The following is a 23,922-nucleotide window of genomic DNA, read 5'->3' as shown; positions in this document are numbered from 1 at the left end:
GCCTGACCGATCGGTCAGACCCTGACCGATCGGTCAGAAGAACGTGGTGGCCTTCCCCACACCGGGGTCTGGTTTAGCCGGCGCGCTCGGCGTCGTACCTGGTCCGCGCCTCGGCGATGGCCCGGCGGTGCCGTTCGGCCCAACTGGTCAGCGCCACCAGCGACTCGTACAGCTCCAGCGCCATCGGCGTGGCCGTGTACTCCACCTTCGGCGGAACGGTCGGATAGACCGTGCGGTGCAGCAGGCCGTCGCGCTCCAGGTTGCGCAGGGTCAGGGTGAGCATCCGGCGGCTGATGCCCTCGATGTGCCGCTCCAGCTCGGTGAAGCGCACCGGGCCGTTCGACGCGGCCACCAGGATGCCGATGCTCCACTTGCCGCCGACCCGGTCCAGCACCTCGCGGACGGTGCACGCCCGAGCCTGCCCGGGGGTGAACGGCACGTTCCCGGCGGCGCAGGTGAACTCCGCCTCGACCTGCGCGGACACATCGCTGTTCCTCTGGGACATCACAGTGCCTCCTTCCGCTCCGGCTCATGGTCACAGACGATGACCTCGGTAACAAACCGTGCACCAAGGAGGCATCCGATGGACCGTACCGTCCCGGCCCGCTGGCCGGCCCTGCTCGTGCTCTGCGCCGGCAGCCTGATGATCATCCTGGACGGCAGTGTCGTGTCGGTGGCCCTGCCCTCCGTGCAACGCGACCTGGGCTTCACCGCCGCCGGACTGGCCTGGGTGGTCAACGCCTACCTGGTGGCGTTCGGCGGGCTGCTGCTGCTCGCCGGCCGCCTCGGCGACCTGCTCGGCCGGCGTCGGGTCTTCCTGGCCGGCGTCGTGCTGTTCACCCTGGCCTCGCTGGCCTGCGCGACGGCCACCGGACCGGCCCTGCTCGTCGGCGCGCGGTTCGGCCAGGGCGTCGGCGGCGCGCTCGCCATGGCGGTCAGCCTCGGGATGATCGTCCGGCTCTATCCCGAGTCGGTCGAGCGGGCCCGCGCCATCGCCGTCTTCAGCTTCACCGGGGCGGCCGGCGCCACGATCGGCACGGTCGCCGGCGGGGTGCTCACCGAGCTGGCCGGTTGGCGTTCGATCTTCCTGGTGAACCTGCCGATCGGGGCGGCGATCCTGCTCGCCGCCGTCCGCCAACTCCCCGCCGAACGGGGCATCGGCCTGCGGGCCGGCCTCGACGTGCCCGGCGCCCTGCTGGCCACCGCCGGCCTGATGGCCGCCGTGCTGGGCATCGTGGGGACCGGTGAGCACGGCTGGACCAGCCCGCGGACCCTCGGTGCGGCGGTGCTCGCGGCGCTGCTGCTCGGCGGCTTCGCCGTACGCCAACGGGTGGCGGCCACCCCGCTGCTGCCGGCGCGGGTGCTGCGCGTGCCGGGCCTGGTCGCGGCCAACGCGGTGCAGTTCCTCATGGTCGCCGCGTACTTCGGCTTCCAGTTCCTGCTCGCCGTCGAGCTGCAACTCGTGCTCGGGCTGGACGCGGCGGCCACCGGCTGGGCCTTCCTGCCCACCCCGGTGGTGATCGCGGTGGTGTCGCTCGGCCTGGCCGGTCGGCTGATCGGCCGGTGGGGCGCCCGGAGCGTGCTGCTGGTCGGGTTGAGCCTCGCGACCGTCGGCTTCCTGCTGCTCGCCCGGTTGCCCGCCGACGGCCGCTACCTCGCCGACGTACTCCCCGCGCTGGTGGTCTTCGGAGTGGCCGGCGGCCTGACCCTGCCGGCCGTCACCACGCTGGCCATGGTCGGCGCGACCGACGCCGACGCCGGGCTGGCGTCCGGGTTGGCCAACACCACCCAGCAGGTCGGCGGGGCGGTCGGCCTGGCCGCGCTGGCGACCCTTGCCGCGGCCCACAGCGACGGCCTACGGGCCGCCGGTCGGGCCGAGGAGGTGGCGCTGGCCGGTGGCTACCGGGTCGCGTACGCCGTGGCCGCCGCTCTGGTGCTCGCCGCGTTGCTGGTGGCGCTGGGCACGCTGCCCCGCCGCCCGGCCGGCCAGCGGCCCGACGTCGAAGCGCCGGTCGACGACGGCGGGCAGCGGAATCGTTCGGTGTCCAAGCGCCGCGTCCGGTTGACCGACGACGCCGGGGCCGGGAGGGTGATCGGGTGAGTGAGGCTGACGAGACCCGCGACGGCGTGGCCCTGACCAACCTGGACCAGCCGCTGTCCGACCGGGACGACGCGACCAAGCGCGACCTGGTCGACTACCTCGACGCGGTCCGGGAGCCGATCATCGGGCAGCTGCGGGACCGTCCGCTGTCGGTGATCCGGGTCCGCCCCGGCCAGCCGCCGTTCATGCAGAAGAACCTGCCCCGCTACACCCCGGAGTGGGTCCGCCGGGTGCCGGTCTGGGCCGAGGCGTCGCACCGGGAGATCTCGTACGCCCTCTGCGACGACCGGCGCACCCTGCTCTGGTTCGCCAACCAGCGGGCCGTCGAGTACCACCCGACGCTGGCCACGGCGGCCGACCTGCACCGACCGACGCACCTGGTGCTCGACCTGGACCCGCCCGAGGGCGACGGGTTCCGCGCGGCCGTGGCCGCTGCCCTGCTGGTCCGCCAGGCGCTCGCCGACGCCGGCCTCGCCGGGGCCGTCAAGACCAGCGGCGCCAAGGGCGTGCACGTCTTCGTCCCGGTGACGGGTGACCCCACCGCCGAGGAGTTGGCCGCCGCCACCCGGGCGCTCGCCGTCCGCGCCGAGCGGCTGGACCCGGCGCTCGCCACGACGGCGTACATCATTCAAGACCGGGGCGGGAAGGTCTTCGTGGACGCCACCCGAGCCGGCGGGGCGACGGTCGTGGCCGCGTACAGCCCGCGACTGCGGCCCGGGATGCCGGTCTCCTTCCCGGTCGACTGGTCCGACCTGACCGAGGTGACACCGGCGGACTTCACCATCCGGACGGTGCCGCCACTGGTCGCCGGGACCGACCCGTGGGTCGCGCTGATGCCGGCGCCGCAGTCGCTCCCCGCCGACCTCGTCGCGGAGGGCCGGACCATCCCGGTGGCCCGGGTGCAGGCCATGCACGAGGGCAAGCGCCGGGCCCGCGCCCGCCGCGAGACCGGCTGACGGTACGCGTGGTTTCCTTGATCGAGAACGATCATCGGAGGCGCGCGGTCCTCGACGGTCCCTGTCGTCGGGGGTCTGTGGCACGATTTTCCAGGTGACCAGCCGATCCGCCGAGAGCCAGCGCCTGAGCGATCTCGCGCGGCTGCGCCGCGTCCGCGACCGCATCGACCGGGAGTACGCGCAGCCGTTGGACGTCGAGGCGCTCGCCCGGGGCGTCCACATGTCGGCCGGGCACCTCAGTCGCGAGTTCCGGCTCGCCTACGGCGAATCTCCGTACAGCTATCTCATGACCCGGCGCGTGGAGCGCGCCATGGCGCTGCTGCGTCGCGGCGACCTCAGCGTCACCGATGTCTGTTTCGCGGTCGGCTGCTCGTCGCTCGGCACCTTCAGCACCCGCTTCACCGAGCTGGTCGGTGTGCCGCCCAGCACCTACCGGCGGGAGGCGGCGCTCGCGACGGCCGGGCTGCCGTCGTGCACGGCGAAGCAGGTGACCAGACCGGTCAGGAATCGAGAAGCGCAGGTCACGCCGCCACCCCTAGCGTGACTGCCACGGGTCGGGTCGGCGCGGCGAGCCGCGTCGGGCGTGACCCCGGGGCCCCGCCCGCCCGAGAAGATGGAGACATCATGAGCAAGGCCACGGACCCGCCCGCGGCGCACGTCGCCGACCGGCACGACCTAATCCGGGTGCAGGGCGCGCGCGTGAACAACCTCAAGGACGTCACGGTCGAGCTTCCGAAGCGTCGACTGACGGTGTTCACCGGGGTCTCCGGCTCCGGCAAGAGCTCGCTGGTGTTCGGCACCATCGCGGCCGAGTCGCAGCGGATGATCAACGAGACCTACAGCGCCTTCGTGCAGGGCTTCATGCCGACGCTGACCCGGCCCGAGGTCGACGTGCTGGACGGGCTGACCACCGCGATCATCGTCGACCAGGAGCGGATGGGCGCGAACGCCCGCTCCACGGTCGGCACCGCCACCGACGCCAACGCGATGCTGCGCATCCTCTTCAGCCGGCTCGGGCAGCCGCACATCGGCTCGCCGAACGCGTTCTCCTTCAACGTCCCCTCGGTCCGGGCGACCGGCGCGATCACGGTGGAGCGCGGCGCGGGCCGGACGAAGACCGAGAAGGCGACCTTCAACCGTCTCGGCGGCATGTGTCCGCGCTGCGAGGGCATGGGCGCGGTCACCGACTTCGACCTGTCGGCGCTGTACGACGACAGCAGGTCGCTCAACGAGGGCGCGATCACGATCCCCGGCTACAGCATGGAGGGCTGGTACGGCCGGATCTTCCGCGGCTGCGGCTACTTCGACCCGGACAAGCCGATCCGCAAATACACGAAGAAGGAGTTGCAGGACCTGCTCCACCGGGAGCCGACCAAGATCAAGGTCGACGGCATCAACCTGACGTACGTCGGCCTCATCCCGCAGATCCAGAAGTCGTTCCTCGCCAAGGACATCGACACGCTGCAACCGCACATCCGCGCCTTCGTCGACCGTGCGGTGACGTTCACGACCTGCCCCGACTGCGGCGGCACCCGGCTCAGCGCGGAGGCCCGGTCGTCGAAGATCGAGGGGAAGAACATCGCCGGCGTCTGCGCGATGCAGATCAGCGACCTGGCGGCCTGGGTCCGGGGCATCAGGGAGCCGTCGGTGGCGCCGCTGCTCACCGGGCTGCAACATCTCCTCGACTCGTTCGAGGAGATCGGGTTGGGCTACCTGTCGCTCGACCGGCCCTCGGGCACGCTCTCCGGTGGCGAGGCGCAGCGCACCAAGATGATCCGCCACCTCGGGTCGTCGCTCACCGACGTCACGTACGTCTTCGACGAGCCGACGATCGGGCTGCACCCGCACGACATCGCGCGGATGAACGGCCTGCTGCTGCGCCTGCGGGACAAGGGCAACACCGTCCTGGTGGTGGAGCACAAGCCGGAGGCGATCGCCATCGCCGACCACGTCGTCGATCTCGGGCCGGGCGCCGGCACCGCCGGAGGCGAGGTGGTGTTCGAGGGCACCGTCGACGGGCTGCGCGCCAGCGACACGCTGACCGGCCGGCACCTGGACGACCGGGCCCGCCTGAAGACATCCGTACGGACGCCGTCGGGTGTGCTGGAGGTGCGGGGCGCGAACACCCACAACCTGCGCGACGTCGACGTCGACATCCCGCTCGGCGTGCTCGTGGTGGTGACCGGTGTGGCCGGTTCGGGAAAGAGTTCGCTGATCCACGGCTCGGTGTCCGACCGCGACGGGGTGGTGTCGGTCGACCAGAGCGCGATCCGCGGCTCGCGCCGGAGCAACCCGGCGACGTACACGGGCCTGCTCGACCCGATCCGCAAGGCGTTCGCGAAGGCCAACGGTGTGAAGCCGGCCCTGTTCAGCGCCAACTCCGAGGGGGCCTGCCCCGGCTGCAACGGCGCCGGCGTCATCTACACCGACCTGGGGATGATGGCCGGTGTCGCCGCCACCTGCGAGGAGTGCGAGGGGAGGCGGTTCCAGGCGTCGGTCCTGGAGTACCGGTTCGGCGGCCGTGACATCAGCGAGGTGCTCGCCATGTCGGTGCGCGAGGCCGAGGCGTTCTTCTCCGCGGGTGAGGCGCGTACGCCCGCCGCGCACGCCATCCTCGACCGGCTCGTCGACGTCGGGCTCGGCTACCTCAGCCTCGGCCAGCCGCTGACCACCCTGTCCGGCGGCGAGCGGCAGCGGCTCAAGCTGGCCACCCGGATGGCCGAGAAGGGCGGCGTGTACGTCCTCGACGAGCCGACCACCGGCCTGCACCTCGCCGACGTCGAGCAACTGCTCGGCCTGCTGGACCGACTCGTCGACTCCGGCAAGTCGGTGATCGTCGTCGAGCATCACCAGGCGGTCATGGCGCACGCCGACTGGATCATCGACCTCGGCCCGGGCGCCGGCCACGACGGCGGCCGGATCGTCTTCGAGGGCACCCCGGCCGATCTCGCCGCCGCCCGCTCCACCCTCACCGGCGAGCACCTGGCGGCGTACGTCGGCACCTGATCATGTGCCGTCCGCCGTCGCCCGATTGTCTACCCGGCCGTCGGTTGGGCGGCGGCGGGCCGCCGTGGCGGCGAGAACCCCGCAGGCGCCGTTCTTGATCCACCGCGCGTCGCCGGTGGGGGTTCGACGCGAGCCGGCGCCGGGGCGTGGGGTCCGGGGCTCGGCCCCGGAGCAGAAATGACAAGCGCCCCAGGTCCGCGCTTCTCAGCGGACATGGAGCGCGAAAGCTTGTGCCCCCGGCAGGATTCGAACCTGCGCCCCCGCCTCCGGAGGGCGGTGCTCTATCCCCTGAGCTACGGGGGCTCAACGACTGGAGAAGACTAGCAAACCTCCTGGGCGTACGCCGAATCGGTATCGGGTGAGCCGGTCGTGTCGGTGACCGGCCCACCCGGTGCTCAGGCCGCGATCGCCCGCCCGCAACTGGGCAGCGGGTGCAGGACGATCCGTCGGGGCAGCCGGCGCGGCCACTCGTTGCGCGGCCAGGACCCGTCCACGATCAGGTGCACCGTGCGCTGCTCCTCGCCGCTGAGCCGCAGCACGAAGTCGCGGGGGAGCGGCGGGTCGACAGTCGGTGTGGTGATCATGAAGCGCACCCGGCCCCGGGACGACACGGCGGAGATCACGTCGGCCGCCGGCATCGTGCCCCGCAGCCGCACCCGGCCGATCCAGTAGACCTCGGCCAGGTGTTCCTGGGCCGTCCGGGTGATCGCCGGGTACTCGCTGCGTACCCAGCGCTCGACCGCGCTGACGCAGAGCCCGCAGGCCCGCTCGCGCGGTTCCCGCGGACCCAACCCCCAGGCCCGCAGGTACGCCCCGACCGCTCCCGCGTCCAGCGGGAGGTCGAACCGGCGCTGGATGAGCGTGGTGAGGCTCTGCCGCGTCCACAGCTCCTCGTCCAGGCCGAACTCGTCGGGGTGAACGCCCCGGAGTGTGTCGATCAGTTCGAGTTCCTGTTCGCGGCTGAGCGTTCCCGGCTCGCCCTGCCGCTGTCCGCGACGGACGGCTGCCACCGCCCCGTCACCGCCGATGGTGTGGCGTCGGCACCAACTGGTGACCGAGCGCCGTGCGTCTCTGAGTGCAACCCCCACGTCTTGGGCAACGAGCACGAATCACAACTGGTCACGATATGTGCGGAGAAAACTCTCTAAGCAACGTAATCGCCTGTCTGACGCAAAACGCCCACAAGGGGCGAGTGTGGGTCGACAGGGGTGCGGGAGCTGCGGGTACGGCCGGCGGGCGCGGCGCCGGTCGCCTTCGACTCGTCGCGTCCGACGCCAGGTCGCCGATGTGGCGGTGTCCGAACGCCTGGATACCGCCACCTCGCCGACCTGGTGTGGATCATGCGGGTCGAGAGGCGGGTGCCCGCCGTGCCCAGGACGGGGCGGTCCGGTGCCGGACATGACGCGGGCCCGCGTCCCGCCGATGAGTGGCGGGAACGCGGGCCCGGTGTGCCCGTGCGGAGGATCAGCCCTTGGCCTGCGCCTGGAGCTGCCGGAGGTTGTTCAGCTCGGACTGCTGGGTGGCCTTCATGGTCTGGGCCACGCGTACCACCTCGGCGTTGTCGGTCTCCGCGAGCGCCGCGTCGATCATGTGGATCCCGCCGAGGTGGTGGTTGTACATCAGGGCCAGGAACTGCCGGTCCACCTCGATGCCCTTGGCGTCGCGCAACGAGGCCATCTGCTGCGGGGTGGCCATGCCCGGCATCAGCCCGTCCTTGACCGCGGCCCCGTCGGACATCCACGACATCGGCGGCTGCGACCCGGTCGGGCTCAGCTGCCACTCGCGCAGCCAGGTCTGCATGGCGCCGATCTCGCCCTGCTGGCCGGTGGCGATGTCGACGGCGATCTGGCGGACCTCGGGCAGCGTCGCCGAGCGGTACGCGATCAGACTCATCTCCACGGCCTGGGCGTGGTGGGTGGTCATGTCCCGCGCGAAGCCCGCCTCGACCGAGGCGTCACCGGGCCGGGTGAGCCGGGGGGTGAGCAGACCTCCGGCGTACCCGAGCAGCAGCCCCACCACCAGCAGGGCAGCCAGCGCGAGCACTCCGTAGCGCCGCGCCGGGGCCCGGCCGTCCTCGTCCGGGACGGCCTCAACCTCGTCGTACTCGTTGTCGGTGGTGGCGGGGGCTGTCATCGACGTCCTTACTGGGTGGGCGGCTGCTGCTGAAGGTCACGCGGGGTGGTGCCGGTGGCGGTCACGCCCTGGTTGCACAGCGCCGTGGGGCCCTCGACGGAGGCGTTCACCCGTAGGTCCTTGATGAAGTCGTCGATCCGCTTGTCGTCGGCGTTGTCGACCTTGAGCTGGTAACCCCACGCCTGGAGCGAGATCGGCTTGTCCAGGCCCTCGTACGGGCTCATCAGCGTCTTCTCGACGCCGCGTACCTTGCCGGCGAGCTTGTCGACCTGGTCCTTCGGGAGGTCCGGCCGGTAGGTGATCCACACCGCGCCGTGCTCCAGGCTGTGCACCGCGTGCTCACTGGCGATCGGGGCGTCGTACACGTCGCCCATGCAGTTCTGCCAGGCGGCATTGTGCACGCCGCCCACGGGCGGCGAGTACTTGTAGGTCAGCGGGCCGGACTTGTGCGCCTCGTATTTCAGGCTGTCCGGGTCTGACTTGCGGTAGTTGACGATGCCGTCGATGGCGTTGGCCTTCTTGTCCCACGGCTTGGAGCCCTGGAACGACGCCCACGCGCCGTAGCCGATGATGCCGGCGGCCAGCACGCCCACGGCCACGAAGAGCGCGATCGGGCCCCAGGCCCGGCCCTGGCTCACCTTGACCGGGGTGACCGGCTTGCGGGGGCCCTTGCCGCCTGCCCGTGGCGTGCCAGCCGGCTTGCCGGTGCCGGCCTTGGCGCCGGACGCCGGCCGGCCCGCGGCCGGCTTCTTGCCGGTGCTGACCACGGTCGGGCGGCGCTCAGGGCCGCCCGGGGTGCTGATGCTCATCGTGCCTCGTCAGGTCGGTCGGTCAGGGGAGTGGCGGGCCGGATGACGCGCAGGGTTGCCGCCGAGTGCCCGAGTCTACCCCCGATAACATGGTTGGGTGACTCCTGCAGAACTCGCCTCGGTCGTCCTCACCGCCGCCCACGCCGTCTTCACCGACCGTGGTCTGGATCACGCCGCGCTGCCGGAGCGCACGGTGGTGGAGCGACCGCGCAACCCCGAGCACGGCGACTACGCCTCCACGCTCGCTCTGCAGTTGAGCAAGAAGGTGGGCGTCCCGCCGCGCGAGCTGGCCACCGCCCTGGCCGACGAGCTGGGCCGGGCGCCGGGGATCAAGTCGGTGGAGATCGCCGGGCCGGGCTTTCTGAACATCCGGCTGGACGCCGCCGCCGCCGGCCAGCTCGCCCGCCTGATCGTCGAGGCCGGAGCGGAGTACGGCCGCAGCGACCGGCTCGCCGGCGAGAAGATCAACCTGGAGTTCGTCTCGGCCAACCCGACCGGCCCGGTGCACATCGGCGGGGTCCGCTGGGCGGCCGTCGGCGACGCCCTGAGCCGGCTGCTGCGGGCCACCGGCGCCGAGGTGGGCACGGAGTACTACTTCAACGACGCCGGCTCCCAGATCGACCGGTTCGCCCGCTCGCTGCTCGCCGCCGCCAAGGGCGAGCCCGCGCCGGAGGACGGCTACGGCGGCGCGTACATCGCCGAGATCGCCGCCGAGGTGCAGGCCCGCCGGCCCGAGGTGCTCGGCCTGGACGACGCCGCCGCCCAGGAGGTCTTCCGGCTCGAGGGCGTCGCGCTGATGTTCGACGAGATTCGCTCCTCGCTGCGCGACTTCGGGGTGGAGTTCGACACCTACTTCAACGAGAAGGACCTGCACGACCGGGGCGAGCTGGATCTCGCGCTGGCCCGGCTGCGCGAGCAGGGCCGGGTCTACGAGTCCGAGGGCGCGACCTGGCTGCGCACCACCGACTTCGGTGACGACAAGGACCGGGTGCTGCGCAAGTCCAACGGCGAGTGGACGTACTTCGCCGCGGACTGCGCCTACTACCTGGACAAGCGGGAGCGCGGCTTCGAGCGGGTCGTGATCATGTTGGGCGCCGACCACCACGGCTACATCGGCCGGATGAAGGCGATGGCGGCGTGCTTCGGCGACGACCCGGAGCGCAACCTGGAGATCCTCATCGGCCAGCTGGTCAACCTGCTGCGCGACGGCGCCCCGATGCGGATGAGCAAGCGGGCCGGCACCGTGATCACCCTGGAGGATCTGGTCGACGCGATCGGCGTGGACGCCTCCCGGTACGCGCTGGCCCGCTACTCCAGCGACTCGCCCATCGACATCGACATCGAGCTGTGGACTCGGGCGAGCCGCGACAACCCGGTCTACTACGTGCAGTACGTCGCCGCCCGGACGGCGGGCGTGGCCCGCAACGCCGCCGAGGTGGGGCTGGTTCCGGGTGACGCCGACGCGTTCCGCCCCGAGCTGCTCGACCACGAGAAGGAGAACGAGCTACTCAAGGCGCTCGCCGAGTTCCCGGCGGTGGTGGCCACCGCGGCGGAGCTGCGCGAGCCGCACCGGGTGGCCCGCTACCTGGAGGAGAGCGTCGCGGCGTCCTTCCACCGGTTCTACGACAACTGCCGGGTGCTGCCGATGGGCGACGAGGAGGTCACCGACCTGCACCGCGCCCGGCTCTGGCTCAACAACGCCACCCGCACCGTGATCGCCAACGGCCTGCACCTGCTCGGCGTCTCCGCACCCGAGAGGATGTGACATGAGGGCTCATGAGGCTGGTGCGCTGCACGCGGACATCAGCAAGCAGGGGCCGGCCTGGCTGCGTACCCCGGCCGACGTCAACGCCCTCGTGCCGGCGCTGTGGCCGCGCAGCGTGACGCGCGGCGCGGACGGCGCGGTCGCCGTCGCGGGCCTGAGCGTCCGCGACATCGCGGCCGAGTTCGGCACCCCGGTGTACGTCCTCGACGAGGCCGACCTGCGCTCGCGCTGCCGCGACTTCCGGGCGGCCTTCCCGACCGAGGACGTCTTCTACGCGGGCAAGGCGTTCCTCTGCCGCGCGGTGGTCCGGATGATCGCCGAGGAGGGGCTGCACCTCGACGTCTGCACGGGCGGCGAGCTGGCCACCGCGCTCTCGGCGGGGATGCCGCCGGAGCGGATCGGCTTCCACGGCAACAACAAGTCGGCGGCCGAGCTGTCCCGGGCGCTGGACGCCGGGGTGGGGCGGATCATCGTCGACTCGTTCACCGAGATCGACCGGCTGACCGAACTGGCCCGCGAGCGTGGGGTGCGGCCCCGGGTGCTGGTCCGGGTCACGGTCGGCGTCGAGGCGCACACCCACGAGTTCATCGCCACCGCCCACGAGGACCAGAAGTTCGGCTTCTCGCTGGCCGGCGGCGCCGCCGCCAACGCCGCCTTCAAGATCCTCGACGAGGACGTGCTGGAGCTGCGCGGTCTGCACTCGCACATCGGCTCGCAGATCTTCGACGCCAGCGGCTTCGAGGTCTCGGCCCGCCGGGTGCTCGCCCTGCAGGCGCAGATCCGTGACGCGCGCGGGGTGGAGCTGCCCGAGCTGGACCTGGGCGGTGGGTTCGGCATCGCGTACACGACCCAGGACGACCCGGCCACCCCACAGGACCTGGCCAAGCGGCTGCGCAAGATCGTCGACTCGGAGTGCGCGGCGGAGAACCTGGCCGTGCCGCACCTGTCGATCGAGCCGGGACGGGCCATCGTCGGGCCGGCCGTGTTCACCCTCTACGAGGTCGGCACGGTCAAGGACCTCGACGGCATCCGCACGTACGTCAGCGTCGACGGCGGGATGAGCGACAACATCCGCACCGCGCTCTACGACGCGTCCTATTCGGCGACGCTGGCCTCCCGGGCGTCGAGCGCCCAGCCGTTGCTCGCCCGCGTGGTGGGAAAGCACTGTGAGTCCGGGGACATCGTGGTGAAGGATGAATTCCTGCCCGCCGACGTGCAGCCCGGAGATCTTGTCGCAGTGCCCGGCACCGGCGCCTACTGCCGGAGCATGGCCAGCAACTACAACCACGTACCCCGACCGCCGGTCGTGGCGGTGCGTGACGGCCAGGCGCGTCTGATCGTCCGGCGGGAGACCGAAGACGATCTGCTGGCATTGGATGTGGGATGACGTCACCTGTGCGCTTGGCACTGCTCGGCTGCGGCACGGTCGGCCAGGAGGTGGTCCGGCTGCTGCACGAGCAGTCGGCCGACCTGGCCGCCCGCATCGGCGCTCCACTGGAGATCGCCGGTATCGCCGTCCGCCGGCTCGGCCGCGACCGCGGTGACCTGCCGGTCGACGAGGCCCTGTTCACCACCGACGCGCTCGGCCTGATCAAACGGGACGACGTCGACGTGGTGATCGAGGTGGTCGGCGGCATCGAGCCGGCCCGGGGCTGGCTGGTCGAGGCGCTGCGTGCCGGCAAGAGCGTGGTCACCGCCAACAAGGCGCTGCTCGCCGAGGACGGGGTGGCCCTGCACGAGGCGGCGGCCGAGGGCGGTGGCGACCTCTACTACGAGGCGTCGGTCGCCGGCGCGATCCCGCTGCTGCGCCCGCTGCGCGAGTCGCTGCACGGTGATCGGATCAACCGGGTCACCGGCATCGTCAACGGCACCACCAACTTCATCCTCTCCGCGATGGACGCGACCGGCGCCGGGTTCGCGGAGGCCCTGGAGCAGGCCACCGCCCTGGGGTACGCGGAGGCCGACCCGACCGCCGACGTCGAGGGCTTCGACGCGGCGGCGAAGGCGGCCATCCTCGCCTCGCTGGCGTTCCACACCCGGGTCGGCGCTGCCGACGTGCACCGCGAGGGCATCACCGACGTGACCGCCGCGGACATGGCCAGCGCCCAGGCGATGGGCTGCACGATCAAGCTGCTCTGCATCGCGGCGCGGGGCGTCGACGCGGCCGGTCAGGAGACGGTCAGTGTCCGCGTCCACCCGGCGATGATTCCGCGCAGTCACCCGCTGGCCAGCGTCGGCGACGCGTTCAACGCGGTCTTCGTCGAGGCGGACGCGGCCGGGCAGCTGATGTTCTACGGCCGGGGCGCGGGTGGCGCGCCGACCGCCAGCGCCGTGCTCGGCGACGTGGTGGCGGTGTCCCGCAACCGGCTCGCCGGGGTGCGCGCGGCCAGCGAGAGCGCGTACGCGGCCCTGGCGGTGCGGCCGATGGGCGAGGCGCTGACCCGCTACCACGTGAGCCTGGACGTGGCCGACCGTCCCGGTGTGCTGGCCGCGGTGGCGGGCGTCTTCGCCCGGCACGACGTGTCGATCGCGACCGTACGACAGGGCTCGGCGGGCGGGGCGCCCGGCCGGGACGGCGACGCCGAGCTGGTCATCGTCACCCACGTGGCGCCGGACGCCGCGCTCGCCGCGACAGTGGCCGAGCTGCGCGGCCTGGACATCGTCCGGTCGGTGACGAGTGTGCTGCGGGTCGAGGGCGGCGCCTGAGTCGTTGAGCCACCGGGGCGGCTCGCCCGTCCCGCCAGGTGGGTAACCCGGGGTGTGCCATCGATGGCTGCGGCAGGGTGGTCCAGGGTGGCCTGATGCTCGGGTCGGTGCAGGGGTAGAGGCGAGGAGAGCGACATGTGGCGGGGTCTGATCGAGGCGTACCGGGATCGGCTGCCGGTCACCGCGGCCACGCCGGTCGTCACGTTGCACGAGGGGAACACCCCGCTGCTGCCGGCGCCCGTGCTCTCGGCCCGGCTCGGCTGCGACGTCTACCTGAAGGTGGAGGGCGCCAACCCGACCGGCTCCTTCAAGGACCGGGGGATGACCCTCGCGGTCTCCAAGGCGGTCGAGGCCGGCAACAAGGCGATCATCTGCGCCTCCACCGGCAACACCAGCGCCTCCGCCGCGGCGTACGCGGCACGGGCCGGGCTGACCTGCGCGGTGCTGGTGCCGCAGGGCAAGATCGCGCTGGGCAAGCTGGCCCAGGCGCTGGTGCACGGGGCGAAGCTGCTCCAGGTCAGCGGCAACTTCGACGACTGCCTCGCGCTCGCCGCCAAGCTGGCCCAGGATCACCCGGTCGCGCTTGTCAACTCGGTCAACATCGACCGGCTGCACGGCCAGAAGACCGCCGCCTTCGAGATCGTCGAGGCACTCGGCGACGCCCCCGACATCCATTGCCTGCCCGTCGGTAACGCCGGCAACATCTCCGCGTACTGGATGGGATATTCGGAGGAGCACGCCGCCGGCGCCACCACGCGGGCGCCGAAGATGTACGGCTTCCAGGCGTCCGGTGCGGCGCCGATCGTGACCGGCCAGGTGGTGCCGGAGCCGTCGACAATCGCCACCGCCATCCGGATCGGCAACCCGGCGAGCTGGACCAAGGCGCTCGACGCCCGGGACGCCTCCGGTGGCCTGATCGCGGCGGTGACCGACCGGGAGATCCTCTCCGCGTACCGGCTGCTCGCCCGCGAGGTGGGGGTCTTCGTCGAGCTGGGCAGCGCGGCCAGCGTGGCAGGCCTGCTCCAGCAGGGCGCGGCGGGCGCGGTTCCGGCCGGCTCGACGGTGGTCTGCACGGTGACCGGTCACGGCCTGAAGGATCCGGAGTGGGCGATCTCCACCGCGCCCGCCCCGGTGACCATCGGCAACGATCCGCTGGCCGCGGCCCGCGCCCTCGACCTGGCCTGAGAGCGGTACAACCCACCGGCGGTGGGCCGCCCCTGGGGGCGGCGGGGGTACAGGTGATCGAGTCCGGCACACTTTCACCTATCCCCGCCCGCATTCTCTTTCAGGAGTGAGCCAGGCCGATGTCGCTGCTCGCCAGATTCAGCCTCGCCAACCGAGGGCTGGTCGCCCTCATCGCGGTGGTGATTACGGCGTTCGGAGCGTTCGCCGTGCCGTCGCTGAAGCAGCAACTGCTGCCGTCGCTCGAGTTCCCGGCCGCGTTCATCGTGGCGCCCTACCCCGGTGCCGGTCCCGAGATCGTCGAGTCGCAGGTGACCGAGCCGATCGAGAACGCCCTGCAGGGCCTCCCCGGGCTGGACAAGGTCACCTCCACGTCCCGCGAGGGGTCGGCCACGATCCAGGTGCAGTACGAGTTCGGCACCGACCTGGACGACGTGGTCAACAAGATGCAGACCGCGCTGAGCCGGATCGACGCCCAGCTGCCGGAGAGCGTCGACCCGCAGGTCATCGCGGGGAGCACCGACGACCTGCCGGCGGTGGTGCTGGCCGCGGCCGGCGGCGCCGACGAGCGGGCGCTCGCCGAGAAGCTGCGCGCGACGGTGGTGCCGGAGCTGGAGGGCATCGAGGGAGTCCGCACGGTCGAGGTGACCGGGACCCGCGACGACGTCGTGGTGGTCACCCCGGATTTCGCGAAGCTGGCCGCGGCGAAGGTCCAGCCGACCGCGATCGGCGCCGCGTTGAAGACCAACGGCGTGTCGGTGCCCGCCGGTGCGGTGACCGACGGCGGCCTGGCCCTTCCGGTGCAGGTCGGGACGCCGGTCGCGACTTTGGACGACCTGCGCGGCATCATCATCGCGCCCGGCGCGGCCCCGGTCCGTCTCGGTGACGTGGCGACGGTGGAGCAGAAGCTCGCTCCGGCGACCGCGATCACCCGGACCAACGGCAAGGAGAGCCTCGGCGTCACCGTCACCGCGGCCCCGGACGGCAACGCGGTGGAGATCTCCCACGAGATCCGGGACCGGCTGGCCGGCCTGAAGGACGCCTCCGGCGCGGAGCTGACGGTGGTCTTCGACCAGGCGCCGTTCGTGGAGAAGTCGATCAAGTCGTTGACCACCGAGGGCCTGCTGGGCCTGCTGATGGCGGTCATCGTCATCCTGGTCTTCCTGCTGTCGGTGCGCTCGACAGTGGTCACCGCGGTCTCCATCCCGCTCTCCGTGCTGGTGGCGCTGCTCGCCCTGTGGATCGGCGACTACTCGCTCAACCTGCTCACCCTCGGCGCGTTGACCATCGCGGTCGGCCGGGTGGTGGACGACTCGATCGTGGTGTTGGAGAACATCAAACGACACCTGGAGTACGGCGAGGAGAAGCGCCAGGCGATCATCACCGGCGTCCGCGAGGTGGCCGGCGCGGTGACCGCGTCCACCCTCACGACGGTGGCGGTGTTCGCGCCGATCGCACTGGTCGGCGGGTTCGTCGGGCAGCTCTTCGCGCCGTTCGCGATCACGGTGACGGTGGCGCTGCTCGCCTCGCTGCTCGTCTCGCTGACGGTGATCCCGGTGCTGGCGTACTGGTTCCTCAAGCCGCGCGGCGGCACCGTCGACGACGAGGCGGTGCGCCGCGACGCCGAGGAGAAGGAGCTGCGCAACCCGTTGCAGCGGGCGTACCTGCCGGTGATCGGGTTCGCCACCCGCAAGCGGTCGACCCGCTGGATCACCGTCGGGCTGGGCCTGCTGGTGCTCTTCGGCACCTTCGGGTTGGCGCAGAAGCTGGAGACGAACTTCCTGGACGACTCCGGTCAGGACACGCTCAGCTTCCGGCAGGAGCTGCCGGCGGGCAGCGGCCTGGCCGCCACCGACGCGGCGGCGAAGCAGGTCGAGGCGGTCCTCGGGCGGGTCGGCGCGGTCGAGACCTACCAGGTGACCGCCGGTGGCAGCGACACCCCGTGGGCGGGCGGAGGGGGCAACAACGTCGCGAGCTGGTCGTTGGCGCTCGACGGCGACACCGACGCCAAGCAGGTACGTGAGGAGCTGCGCCGGGAGTTCGACAAGATCGGCACCAGCCTGGGTGAGGTCAGCTTCGGCGGTGGCCAGGACGCCTCGACCAGCCAGCTGGAGGTGGTCGTCCAGGCCAGTGACCCGGAGGTGCTGACCCGGGCCGCGGAGGCGGCCCGGACGGCGATGGCCGGTGTCCCGAACGTCGAGGACGTCACCACGAGCCTCGCCGAGCGGGTGCCGAGGGTCGACGTGACCGTCGACCGGGTCGCCGCCGGCCGGGTCGGCCTCACCGAGGCCGCCGTGGGTCAGCTCGTGTCGCAGGCGTTCCGTGGCGCTCCGCTGGGGCAGGTGGCGCTCGACGGCCGCCAGCAGAACGTGGTGCTGCGGCTGAGCGCCGCCGCCCCGGTGTCGCTGGAGGAGCTGCGGGCCCTTCCGGTCGGGCCGGTGAAGCTGGACGACATCGCGGACGTCACCCAGGCCGAGGGGCCGCAGCAGGTCACGCGGATCGACGGTGAGCGCAGCGTCTCGGTGACCGGCGCCGCGACCGGCTCGAACCTGGGTGCGACCACCAAGGAGCTGCAGAAGCGGCTCGACGGCATCGACGTGCCGGGGGCGAGCTTCACCATCGGTGGGGTCAGCGCCGATCAGGCGGATGCCTTCGGCGACCTGGGCCTGGCGGTGCTGGCCGCCATCGCGATCGTGTTCCTGATCATGGTGGCCACGTTCCGGAGCCTCACCCAGGCGTTGATCCTGCTGATCTCCATCCCGTTCGCGTCGACCGGCGCGATCGGTCTGCTGCTGGCCACCGGGACGCCGCTGGGAGTGCCGGCGCTGATCGGTGTGCTGATGCTCGTCGGCATCGTGGTGACCAACGCGATCGTGCTGCTCGATCTGATCAACCAGTACCGGGCGCAGGGCATGGGGATCCGGGAGGCGGTGGTCGAGGGTGGCCGGCGTCGGCTGCGCCCGATCCTGATGACCGCGGTCGCGACGATCTTCGCGTTGCTGCCGATGGCCCTCGGGTTGACCGGCGAGGGCGGCTTCATCTCGCAGCCCCTGGCGGTCGTGGTGATCGGTGGCCTGCTCAGCTCGACGCTGTTGACGCTGATCCTGGTGCCGACGCTCTACACGATGGTGGAGCGCACCAAGGAGTCGCTGCGGGAGCGTCGTCGTCGGCGGCGATCCGGTGACCCGGCGGTGACCGGGCCGACCGGGTCGGAGGGCGTCGAGCCGGACGGCCCGAACCAGGTGGCCGTGCCGACGGGCGCACCGGTGTCGACGCCGGCCGACGGCACGCAGCCGGCGGCGGCACGCCCCGCCCCATCGGGCGCGCTGGTGGACGGCACGGACCAGTTCGAGGTGCTGCGGCTGCCCCGCAGCCGCACCTCGCCGCTGCCCCCGTCCGAGCCGACCGAGTAGTCGGACGACAACCCGGAACGCCCCCGGCAGGCTCGCCTGCCGGGGGCGTTCGGCTGCGCCGCCGCGGACACTCCGATCGGCCGACGGGTGCTGCACTTTGCGTTACATCTTGCATACTCCAGGTAGACATGGCGAGGTGTCGGCGAGCGGGGCGGGTGGATGACCGAGAGCGCGCACGGGTGGTCCCGGCGCGATCTGCTGCGCCGGGGGGCTCTGGTGGTGACCGGGGCGGCCGCCGGGGCGGGCGCCACCGACGCCTGGCTCACCCATCGGCGGCTGCCGCTCGCCGGCGGCCCGGCCAGCGCCACGGTCGGCAACGGGCCGCAGAACGTCGGCTCCGGCGCGGTGCCGGTCATCTGGTCGGGGCCGACCACGCAGCGGCTGGTCGCGCTCACCTTCGACGACGGGCCGGCGCCACAGTGGACGCCCATGGTGCTGGACACCCTCGCCCAGCACCGGGTGCCCGCGACGTTCTTCCTGGTCGGCGCTCAGGCCAGGAAACACGCCGACCTCGTACGCGACAGGCTCGGCGAGCACGAGGTGGGCAACCACAGCTGGGCGCACCGGGACCTCGCCCGGCTGGACGCCGCCGCGGCGTACGACGACCTGCACCGCAGCCACGACGCGATCGCCGAGGTGACCGGCAGGCCGCCGAGGCTGGTCCGCCCGCCGTACGGCCACCTGGGTGGTGCGGTGCTGCACGCGGCATCCCGGTTGAACTACCGGTTGGTGCTCTGGTCGTTGCAGATGGTGGAGCGGGAGTTTCCCGACGACCCGGCCGGCCACGCCCGGCGGATCGTGGCCACCGTCCGGCCGGGGACCATCGTGCTCGGGCACGACGTCGGTGACCGGAGACGTCTGGTCGCGCTGCACGGCCTCCCCGACATGATCGCCGGGCTGCGGGCGCGTGGCTACACCTTCGTCACCGTCTCGGCGCTGCTGGGACCCGGTGTAGCCCCCGCACCGACCGGGTAGGGTCCCGCTCCGTGGCGTCCACCCTCGCGGTCCTTACCGGCAATCGGAGCTTTCGCAATCTCTTCCTCGCCGAGCTGGTGGTCTTCGGCGCTGACTGGTTCGTCATGGTGCCGCTGCTGGTGCTGCTGCCGCAGCTGACCGGCAGCGGGGTGTGGGGTGCCCTGGTGCTGGCGGTGGACACCGGCATCGTGGCGCTGCTGCTGCCGTACACCGGCACGATCGCCGACCGCTTCGACCGGCGGAAGATCATGATCACCGCGAACGTGGCCGCGCTGGCCGGCGTGCTGCTGCTCCTCGGCGTGCGCGACCGCGGTACGGCGTGGTTGGCGCTGGTGGCGATCGGTGCCGTCGCGGTCGCCAAGGCGTTCTACTCGCCGGCCGCCCAGGCCGCGCTCCCCAACGTGCTGGAGCCGCACGAGCTGGCCGCCGGTAACGCCGTGGCCGGCTCGGCCTGGGGCACCATGACTGTGGTGGGCGCCTCGCTGGGCGGTGTGCTCAGCTCGGCTGCCGGCCCGTACGCCTGCTTCTGGGTGGCGGCGGTCGGCCTGGCGCTGGCCGCGGGCCTCGCCACCCGGATCCGCCGGCCGTTGCAGGCGGCCCGCGACCCGGAGCTGCCGGCGCAGCGGACCTGGTCGGCGGTCCGCGAGGCGCTCGGCTACATCGGGCACCGGCCGCGGGTGCTGGCGCTGGTCACGGTCAAGTCGGCGGTCGGCCTGGGCAACGGCGTGCTGACCGTGTTTCCGCTGCTCGCCGGCGTCTACGGGGTCGGTTCGCTGGGCGCCGGCCTGCTCTTCGCGGTCCGCGGAGCCGGCGCCCTGGTCGGCCCGATCCTGATGCGGCGGGTGTTGACCAACCGGTCCTGGCTGCTGCCCGGGCTCGCGCTGTCCATGTCGCTCTACGGCCTGGCCTACCTGGGTACGTCGGTGGTGCGCTGGTTCCCGCTGGTGCTGCTGCTGGTCTTCGTGGCGCACTTCGCGGGCGGCAGCAACTGGGTGATGTCGAACTTCGCCCTTCAGGGCGAGGTGCCGGACCGGCTGCGCGGGCGTGTCTTCGCCACCGACATGATGCTCGCGACGCTGGCCATCTCGGTGAGCCAACTGGCGGTGGCCCTGGTGGTGGACGTGGTGGACGAACGGGTGGTGCTGGCCGGCTGCGGACTGGTCACCCTCGTGTACGCGGTCGGCTGGCGGATCGCCACCCGCCGGCTGTCGCTGACCGACCCGGTCGCCGAGCCGGTCGGCGACCCGGCCGGCTGAGACCCGCGGCCGGCCGCGTTGGAGATCGGCCCGGATACGACACCGGTATCCGAGCCAGTCTCCGCCTTGCCGGACCGCCGCCTGGACTCCGCCTCGGCTCGACCGAGGACTTTGACACACGCCCTAGCATGAGCGCGTGCCGACGAACTTCACCGCCGGGCCGGTCCGGGTCCGGGTCCCCGCGACCAGTGCCAACCTCGGTCCGGGCTTCGACGCGCTGGGGCTCGCCCTCGGGCTCTACGACGACCTGGCCGCCGAGGTCGCGGCCGCCGGGGTCCGGGTGACGGTCACCGGCCAGGGCGCCGGTGAGCTGCCGGACGACGATCGGCACCTGGTGGTGCGGGCCATGCGTGCCACCTTCGACGTTCTCGGCGCGCAGCCCGCCGGCCTGAGCGTCGAGTGCGTCAATCGGATCCCGCAGGCGCGCGGCCTGGGCTCGTCGTCGGCCGCCATCGTCGCCGGGGTGCTGCTGGCCCGTGCCCTGGTCGCCGACGGCGAGCACCGGCTGGACGAGCCCGGCGTGCTCCGGCTGGCCGCCGACATCGAGGGCCATCCGGACAACGTCGCTCCGTGTCTGCTCGGCGGTTTCACGGTGGCCTGGTCCGAGCCGGGCGGCGCTCGCGCGGTGTCCCTGCCGGTCGCGGCCGGCGTACGACCCACGGTTTTCGTGCCGGCCGAGCGCGGCCTGACCGCTACCGCGCGGGCGGCGCTGCCGGCCACCGTGCCCCACGCCGACGCCGCGTTGACCGCGGGGCGGGCGGCGCTGCTGGTGCACGCGCTCACCACCGACCCGGCGCTGTTGCTGCCGGCCACCGTCGACCGCCTCCACCAGGATTACCGGGCAGCCGGGATGCCGGGCACATCGGCCCTGGTCAGCGAGTTGCGAGCGGCGGGTGTGGCGGCTGTGGTCAGTGGGGCCGGGCCGAGCGTGCTGGCGCTCAGCGCGCCTCCGCCGAGCCTCGACGCGGGAACAGACTGGCAGATCTGGCAGTTACCGATAGACGTCAGCGGCGCCCGGGTCGCCCGGGGTAGACTTGGACACGCCGAGCGGGACCCTGTTGCCGCAGGTCGGAAGAGTTGATTACGCTCTAGACCTAGCACAGCCGCGAAGCACGCGATCTCCTGCGGGGCGGCGCACCCCCGAAGCTCTCGGCGGTCAGCCCGTCACCCCTGCCAAGGCCCACGCCGCACCGCAGTTTCCACAGGTCGCCGCAGACGGCGAGACCTGCTCACCGACGTTTGGTGGGTCGGGAAACCACCGGCTGCTGTGTCACAGACTCCCGCGACGCGTCCTTGCGAGGCGGGTGCACCGAGGCCGCCCGGCCACCTGAGCTCCGACTCCGGGCAGTCCCGGCCTTATCGAGGGAAGGAATCCATTGAGCGACACCACCGACGTGACGTCGGATGTTTCCAACGTCGCTGGCGATGCCACCGCTGCCGCTCCCGCCCGTCGTCGGCGCAGCGGCACCGGTCTGTCGGCGATGCTGCTGCCAGAGCTGCAGAGCCTGGCTGCGTCGCTCGGCATCTCCGGCACGGCTCGCATGCGCAAGGGTGAGCTGATCGCCGCGATCTCCGAGCGGCAGGGCGGCAACGCCGCCGGGACCCCTCGACCGCGAGCCGAGGTCGCGGCTGCGGCCGCTCCGGCCCGTGAGGAGGTGCGGGAGACCGTGGATCGCCCGGCGGCCGAGAGCCGCAGCACCGACCAGACGCCGGCCGAGCCGGCTGCCGCGACCGAGGGCCGTGGCCGTACCCGGCGCAGCCGGACCGCCCCGGCCGAGTCCCGTACCGCCGAGGCCGGCACCTCTGAGCCGCGCGCCGCGGAGGCGCGTTCCTCCGAGGTCCGTTCCTCTGAGGTCCGTTCCTCTGAGGCCCGCACCGACGAGGTGGAGGCCGGCGAGCGGTCCGACCGTGGCGAGAACCGCCGCGACCGTGCCGAGCGCAGCGACCGTGCCGAGCGCTCCGACCGCGGTGAGCGGGCCGAGCGCAACGATCGGGGCGAGCGCAACGATCGGGGCGAGCGTGCCGACCGTGGTGAGCGGGCCGAGCGCAACGACCGGGGTGACCGCAACGATCGCGGTGAGCGCAACGATCGCGGTGAGCGCAACGATCGCGGTGAGCGGGCCGAGCGCAACGATCGGGGCGAGCGTGCCGACCGTGGTGAGCGGGCCGAGCGCAACGACCGGGGCGAGCGCGCCGAGCGCGCCGAGCGGGGCGACCGCAACGACCGGGGCGAGCGCGCCGAGCGCACCGACCGTTCGGAGCGCGCCGACCGCAACGACCGCGGTCAGCGTGTCGAGCGGGACAACGACGACGACGACGGTGAGGGCGGCGGTCGGCGTGGCCGGCGCAGCCGCTTCCGGGACCGTCGGCGCGGCCGTGGCGAGCGGGCGGAGACCGGTGGTGACACCGGTGGCCGTGAGCCGCAGGTCGGCGAGGACGACGTGCTCGTCCCCGTGGCCGGCATCATCGACGTGCTCGACAACTACGCCTTCGTGCGGACGACCGGTTACCTGGCCGGCCCGAACGACGTGTACGTCTCGATGTCCCAGATCAAGAAGTACGGTCTGCGCCGCGGTGACGCGATCACCGGCGCGGTGCGTGCGGCCCGCGAGGTCGGCAACACCGGTGACCAGCGGCGGGACAAGTACAACCCGCTGATGCGGCTGGACACGATCAACGGGATGGAGCCGGACGAGGCGCGGCGGCGGCCGGAGTTCTACAAGCTCACGCCGCTCTACCCGCAGGAGCGCCTGCGGCTGGAGACCGAGCCGCACATCCTGACCACCCGGGTCATCGACCTGGTCATGCCGATCGGCAAGGGCCAGCGGGCGCTCATCCAGTCGCCGCCGAAGGCGGGTAAGACGATGGTGCTCCAGGCGATCGCGAACGCGATCACCCGGAACAACCCGGAGTGCCACCTCATGGTGGTGCTGGTCGACGAGCGGCCCGAAGAGGTCACCGACATGCAGCGGTCGATCAAGGGCGAGGTCATCGCGGCCACGTTCGACCGTCCGCCGCAGGACCACACGACGGTGGCGGAGCTGGCCATCGAGCGGGCCAAGCGCCTGGTCGAGCTGGGTCACGACGTCGTCGTGCTGCTCGACTCGGTGACCCGGCTCGGTCGGTCGTACAACCTGGCGGCGCCGGCCAGCGGCCGGATCATGTCGGGTGGTATCGACTCCACCGCGCTCTACCCGCCGAAGCGCTTCCTCGGCGCGGCCCGCAACATCGAGAACGGCGGGTCGCTGACCATCATCGCCACGGCGCTGGTGGAGACCGGGTCCATGGCGGACACGGTCATCTTCGAGGAGTTCAAGGGCACCGGCAACGCCGAGTTGAAGCTGGACCGGAAGATCGCCGACAAGCGCACCTTCCCGGCTATCGACATCAACCCGTCCGGCACCCGGAAGGAAGAGGTCCTGCTCGCGCCCGAGGAGCTGGCCATCATCCACAAGCTCCGCAAGGTGCTGCACTCGCTGGACTCGCAGGCGGCGATGGATCTCCTGCTGGACCGGCTCAAGCAGTCCCGCACCAACATCGAGTTCCTGATGCAGATCGCGAAGTCGACGCCGGGGGAGTAACCGTTCCCGGTTGACCGACGACGAAGGGGCACGGCCATC

Annotated in this window: 17 protein-coding genes and 1 tRNA gene; 13 read left to right on the top strand and 5 right to left on the bottom strand. The window is 72.1% G+C overall.

The window, feature by feature from the left end:
• Positions 1-73 precede the first annotated feature (73 nt).
• Positions 74-508 carry a helix-turn-helix domain-containing protein gene (locus ABZT87_RS22985; RefSeq protein ID WP_354859241.1) on the bottom strand — a complete coding sequence of 145 codons (435 nt, stop codon included), beginning with the start codon at positions 506-508 and terminating at the stop codon, positions 74-76.
• Between the two features lie 75 nt (positions 509-583).
• Between ABZT87_RS22985 and ABZT87_RS22980 the strand changes: the two genes are divergently transcribed.
• The 4 genes from ABZT87_RS22980 to ABZT87_RS22965 all read left to right on the top strand — a co-directional run bounded on the left by ABZT87_RS22980 (position 584) and on the right by ABZT87_RS22965 (position 6,063).
• Positions 584-2,101, top strand: a complete 1,518-nt coding sequence (locus ABZT87_RS22980) for an MFS transporter (protein ID WP_355137984.1) — start codon at positions 584-586, stop codon at positions 2,099-2,101.
• The gene (locus ABZT87_RS22975) at positions 2,098-3,057 is read left to right on the top strand and encodes an ATP-dependent DNA ligase (protein ID WP_355137982.1); all 960 of its coding nucleotides are present in this window, start codon (positions 2,098-2,100) and stop codon (positions 3,055-3,057) included. Before ABZT87_RS22980 ends, ABZT87_RS22975 begins: the two co-directional genes overlap by 4 nt.
• Positions 3,058-3,151: 94 nt before the next feature.
• Positions 3,152-3,601 (top strand): helix-turn-helix transcriptional regulator, encoded by a 450-nt coding sequence (locus tag ABZT87_RS22970; protein WP_234585913.1) that lies wholly within the window; start codon positions 3,152-3,154, stop codon positions 3,599-3,601.
• Between the two features lie 80 nt (positions 3,602-3,681).
• Entirely contained in the window at positions 3,682-6,063 is a 2,382-nt protein-coding gene (locus ABZT87_RS22965) for an excinuclease ABC subunit UvrA (RefSeq protein WP_355137980.1), read from the top strand.
• A 231-nt stretch (positions 6,064-6,294) separates the two neighbouring features.
• Here the strand turns inward: ABZT87_RS22965 and ABZT87_RS22960 are convergent.
• The 4 genes from ABZT87_RS22960 to ABZT87_RS22945 all read right to left on the bottom strand — a co-directional run bounded on the left by ABZT87_RS22960 (position 6,295) and on the right by ABZT87_RS22945 (position 9,005).
• Positions 6,295-6,366 (bottom strand) — tRNA-Arg (locus ABZT87_RS22960).
• Between the two features lie 92 nt (positions 6,367-6,458).
• Positions 6,459-7,151: a winged helix-turn-helix domain-containing protein gene (locus tag ABZT87_RS22955; RefSeq protein ID WP_266245768.1), complete on the bottom strand. Its 693-nt coding sequence runs from the start codon at positions 7,149-7,151 to the stop codon at positions 6,459-6,461.
• Between the two features lie 376 nt (positions 7,152-7,527).
• On the bottom strand, positions 7,528-8,196 hold the full coding sequence (locus ABZT87_RS22950; protein ID WP_355137978.1) for a DUF305 domain-containing protein: 669 nt from the start codon (positions 8,194-8,196) through the stop codon (positions 7,528-7,530).
• An 8-nt stretch (positions 8,197-8,204) separates the two neighbouring features.
• Complete coding sequence (locus tag ABZT87_RS22945; RefSeq protein WP_355137976.1) at positions 8,205-9,005, bottom strand: DUF3105 domain-containing protein; 801 nt, start codon at positions 9,003-9,005, stop codon at positions 8,205-8,207.
• Between the two features lie 97 nt (positions 9,006-9,102).
• Here ABZT87_RS22945 and argS point away from each other — a divergent pair, with 97 nt between their 5' ends.
• The 9 genes from argS (at position 9,103) to rho (ending at position 23,883) form a co-directional block, all read left to right on the top strand.
• Positions 9,103-10,770, top strand: coding sequence for an arginine--tRNA ligase (argS, locus tag ABZT87_RS22940; RefSeq protein WP_355137974.1), 1,668 nt, complete (start codon positions 9,103-9,105; stop codon positions 10,768-10,770).
• Between the two features lies 1 nt (position 10,771).
• Complete coding sequence (lysA, locus tag ABZT87_RS22935) at positions 10,772-12,157, top strand: diaminopimelate decarboxylase (RefSeq protein WP_355137972.1); 1,386 nt, start codon at positions 10,772-10,774, stop codon at positions 12,155-12,157.
• An 8-nt stretch (positions 12,158-12,165) separates the two neighbouring features.
• On the top strand, positions 12,166-13,476 hold the full coding sequence (locus ABZT87_RS22930; RefSeq protein ID WP_355063788.1) for a homoserine dehydrogenase: 1,311 nt from the start codon (positions 12,166-12,168) through the stop codon (positions 13,474-13,476).
• A 135-nt stretch (positions 13,477-13,611) separates the two neighbouring features.
• A complete protein-coding gene (thrC, locus tag ABZT87_RS22925; RefSeq protein ID WP_355137970.1) occupies positions 13,612-14,661 on the top strand; it encodes a threonine synthase in 1,050 nt (349 codons plus the stop codon).
• A 119-nt stretch (positions 14,662-14,780) separates the two neighbouring features.
• Positions 14,781-18,071, top strand: a complete 3,291-nt coding sequence (locus ABZT87_RS22920; RefSeq protein ID WP_355137968.1) for an efflux RND transporter permease subunit — start codon at positions 14,781-14,783, stop codon at positions 18,069-18,071.
• 159 nt (positions 18,072-18,230) lie between these two features.
• A complete protein-coding gene (locus ABZT87_RS22915; RefSeq protein WP_354859301.1) occupies positions 18,231-19,046 on the top strand; it encodes a polysaccharide deacetylase family protein in 816 nt (271 codons plus the stop codon).
• A gap of 11 nt (positions 19,047-19,057) precedes the next feature.
• On the top strand, positions 19,058-20,302 hold the full coding sequence (locus ABZT87_RS22910) for an MFS transporter (RefSeq protein WP_355137966.1): 1,245 nt from the start codon (positions 19,058-19,060) through the stop codon (positions 20,300-20,302).
• 136 nt (positions 20,303-20,438) lie between these two features.
• On the top strand, positions 20,439-21,383 hold the full coding sequence (gene thrB, locus ABZT87_RS22905) for a homoserine kinase (protein ID WP_355137964.1): 945 nt from the start codon (positions 20,439-20,441) through the stop codon (positions 21,381-21,383).
• Between the two features lie 295 nt (positions 21,384-21,678).
• The gene (rho, locus tag ABZT87_RS22900; protein ID WP_355137962.1) at positions 21,679-23,883 is read left to right on the top strand and encodes a transcription termination factor Rho; all 2,205 of its coding nucleotides are present in this window, start codon (positions 21,679-21,681) and stop codon (positions 23,881-23,883) included.
• The last annotated feature ends 39 nt before the right edge of the window (positions 23,884-23,922 follow it).

The organism is Micromonospora sp. NPDC005237, assembly GCF_040607775.1.
Classification (GTDB): Bacteria; Actinomycetota; Actinomycetes; order Mycobacteriales; family Micromonosporaceae; genus Micromonospora.
This window is presented reverse-complemented; position numbering and strand designations above follow the sequence as displayed.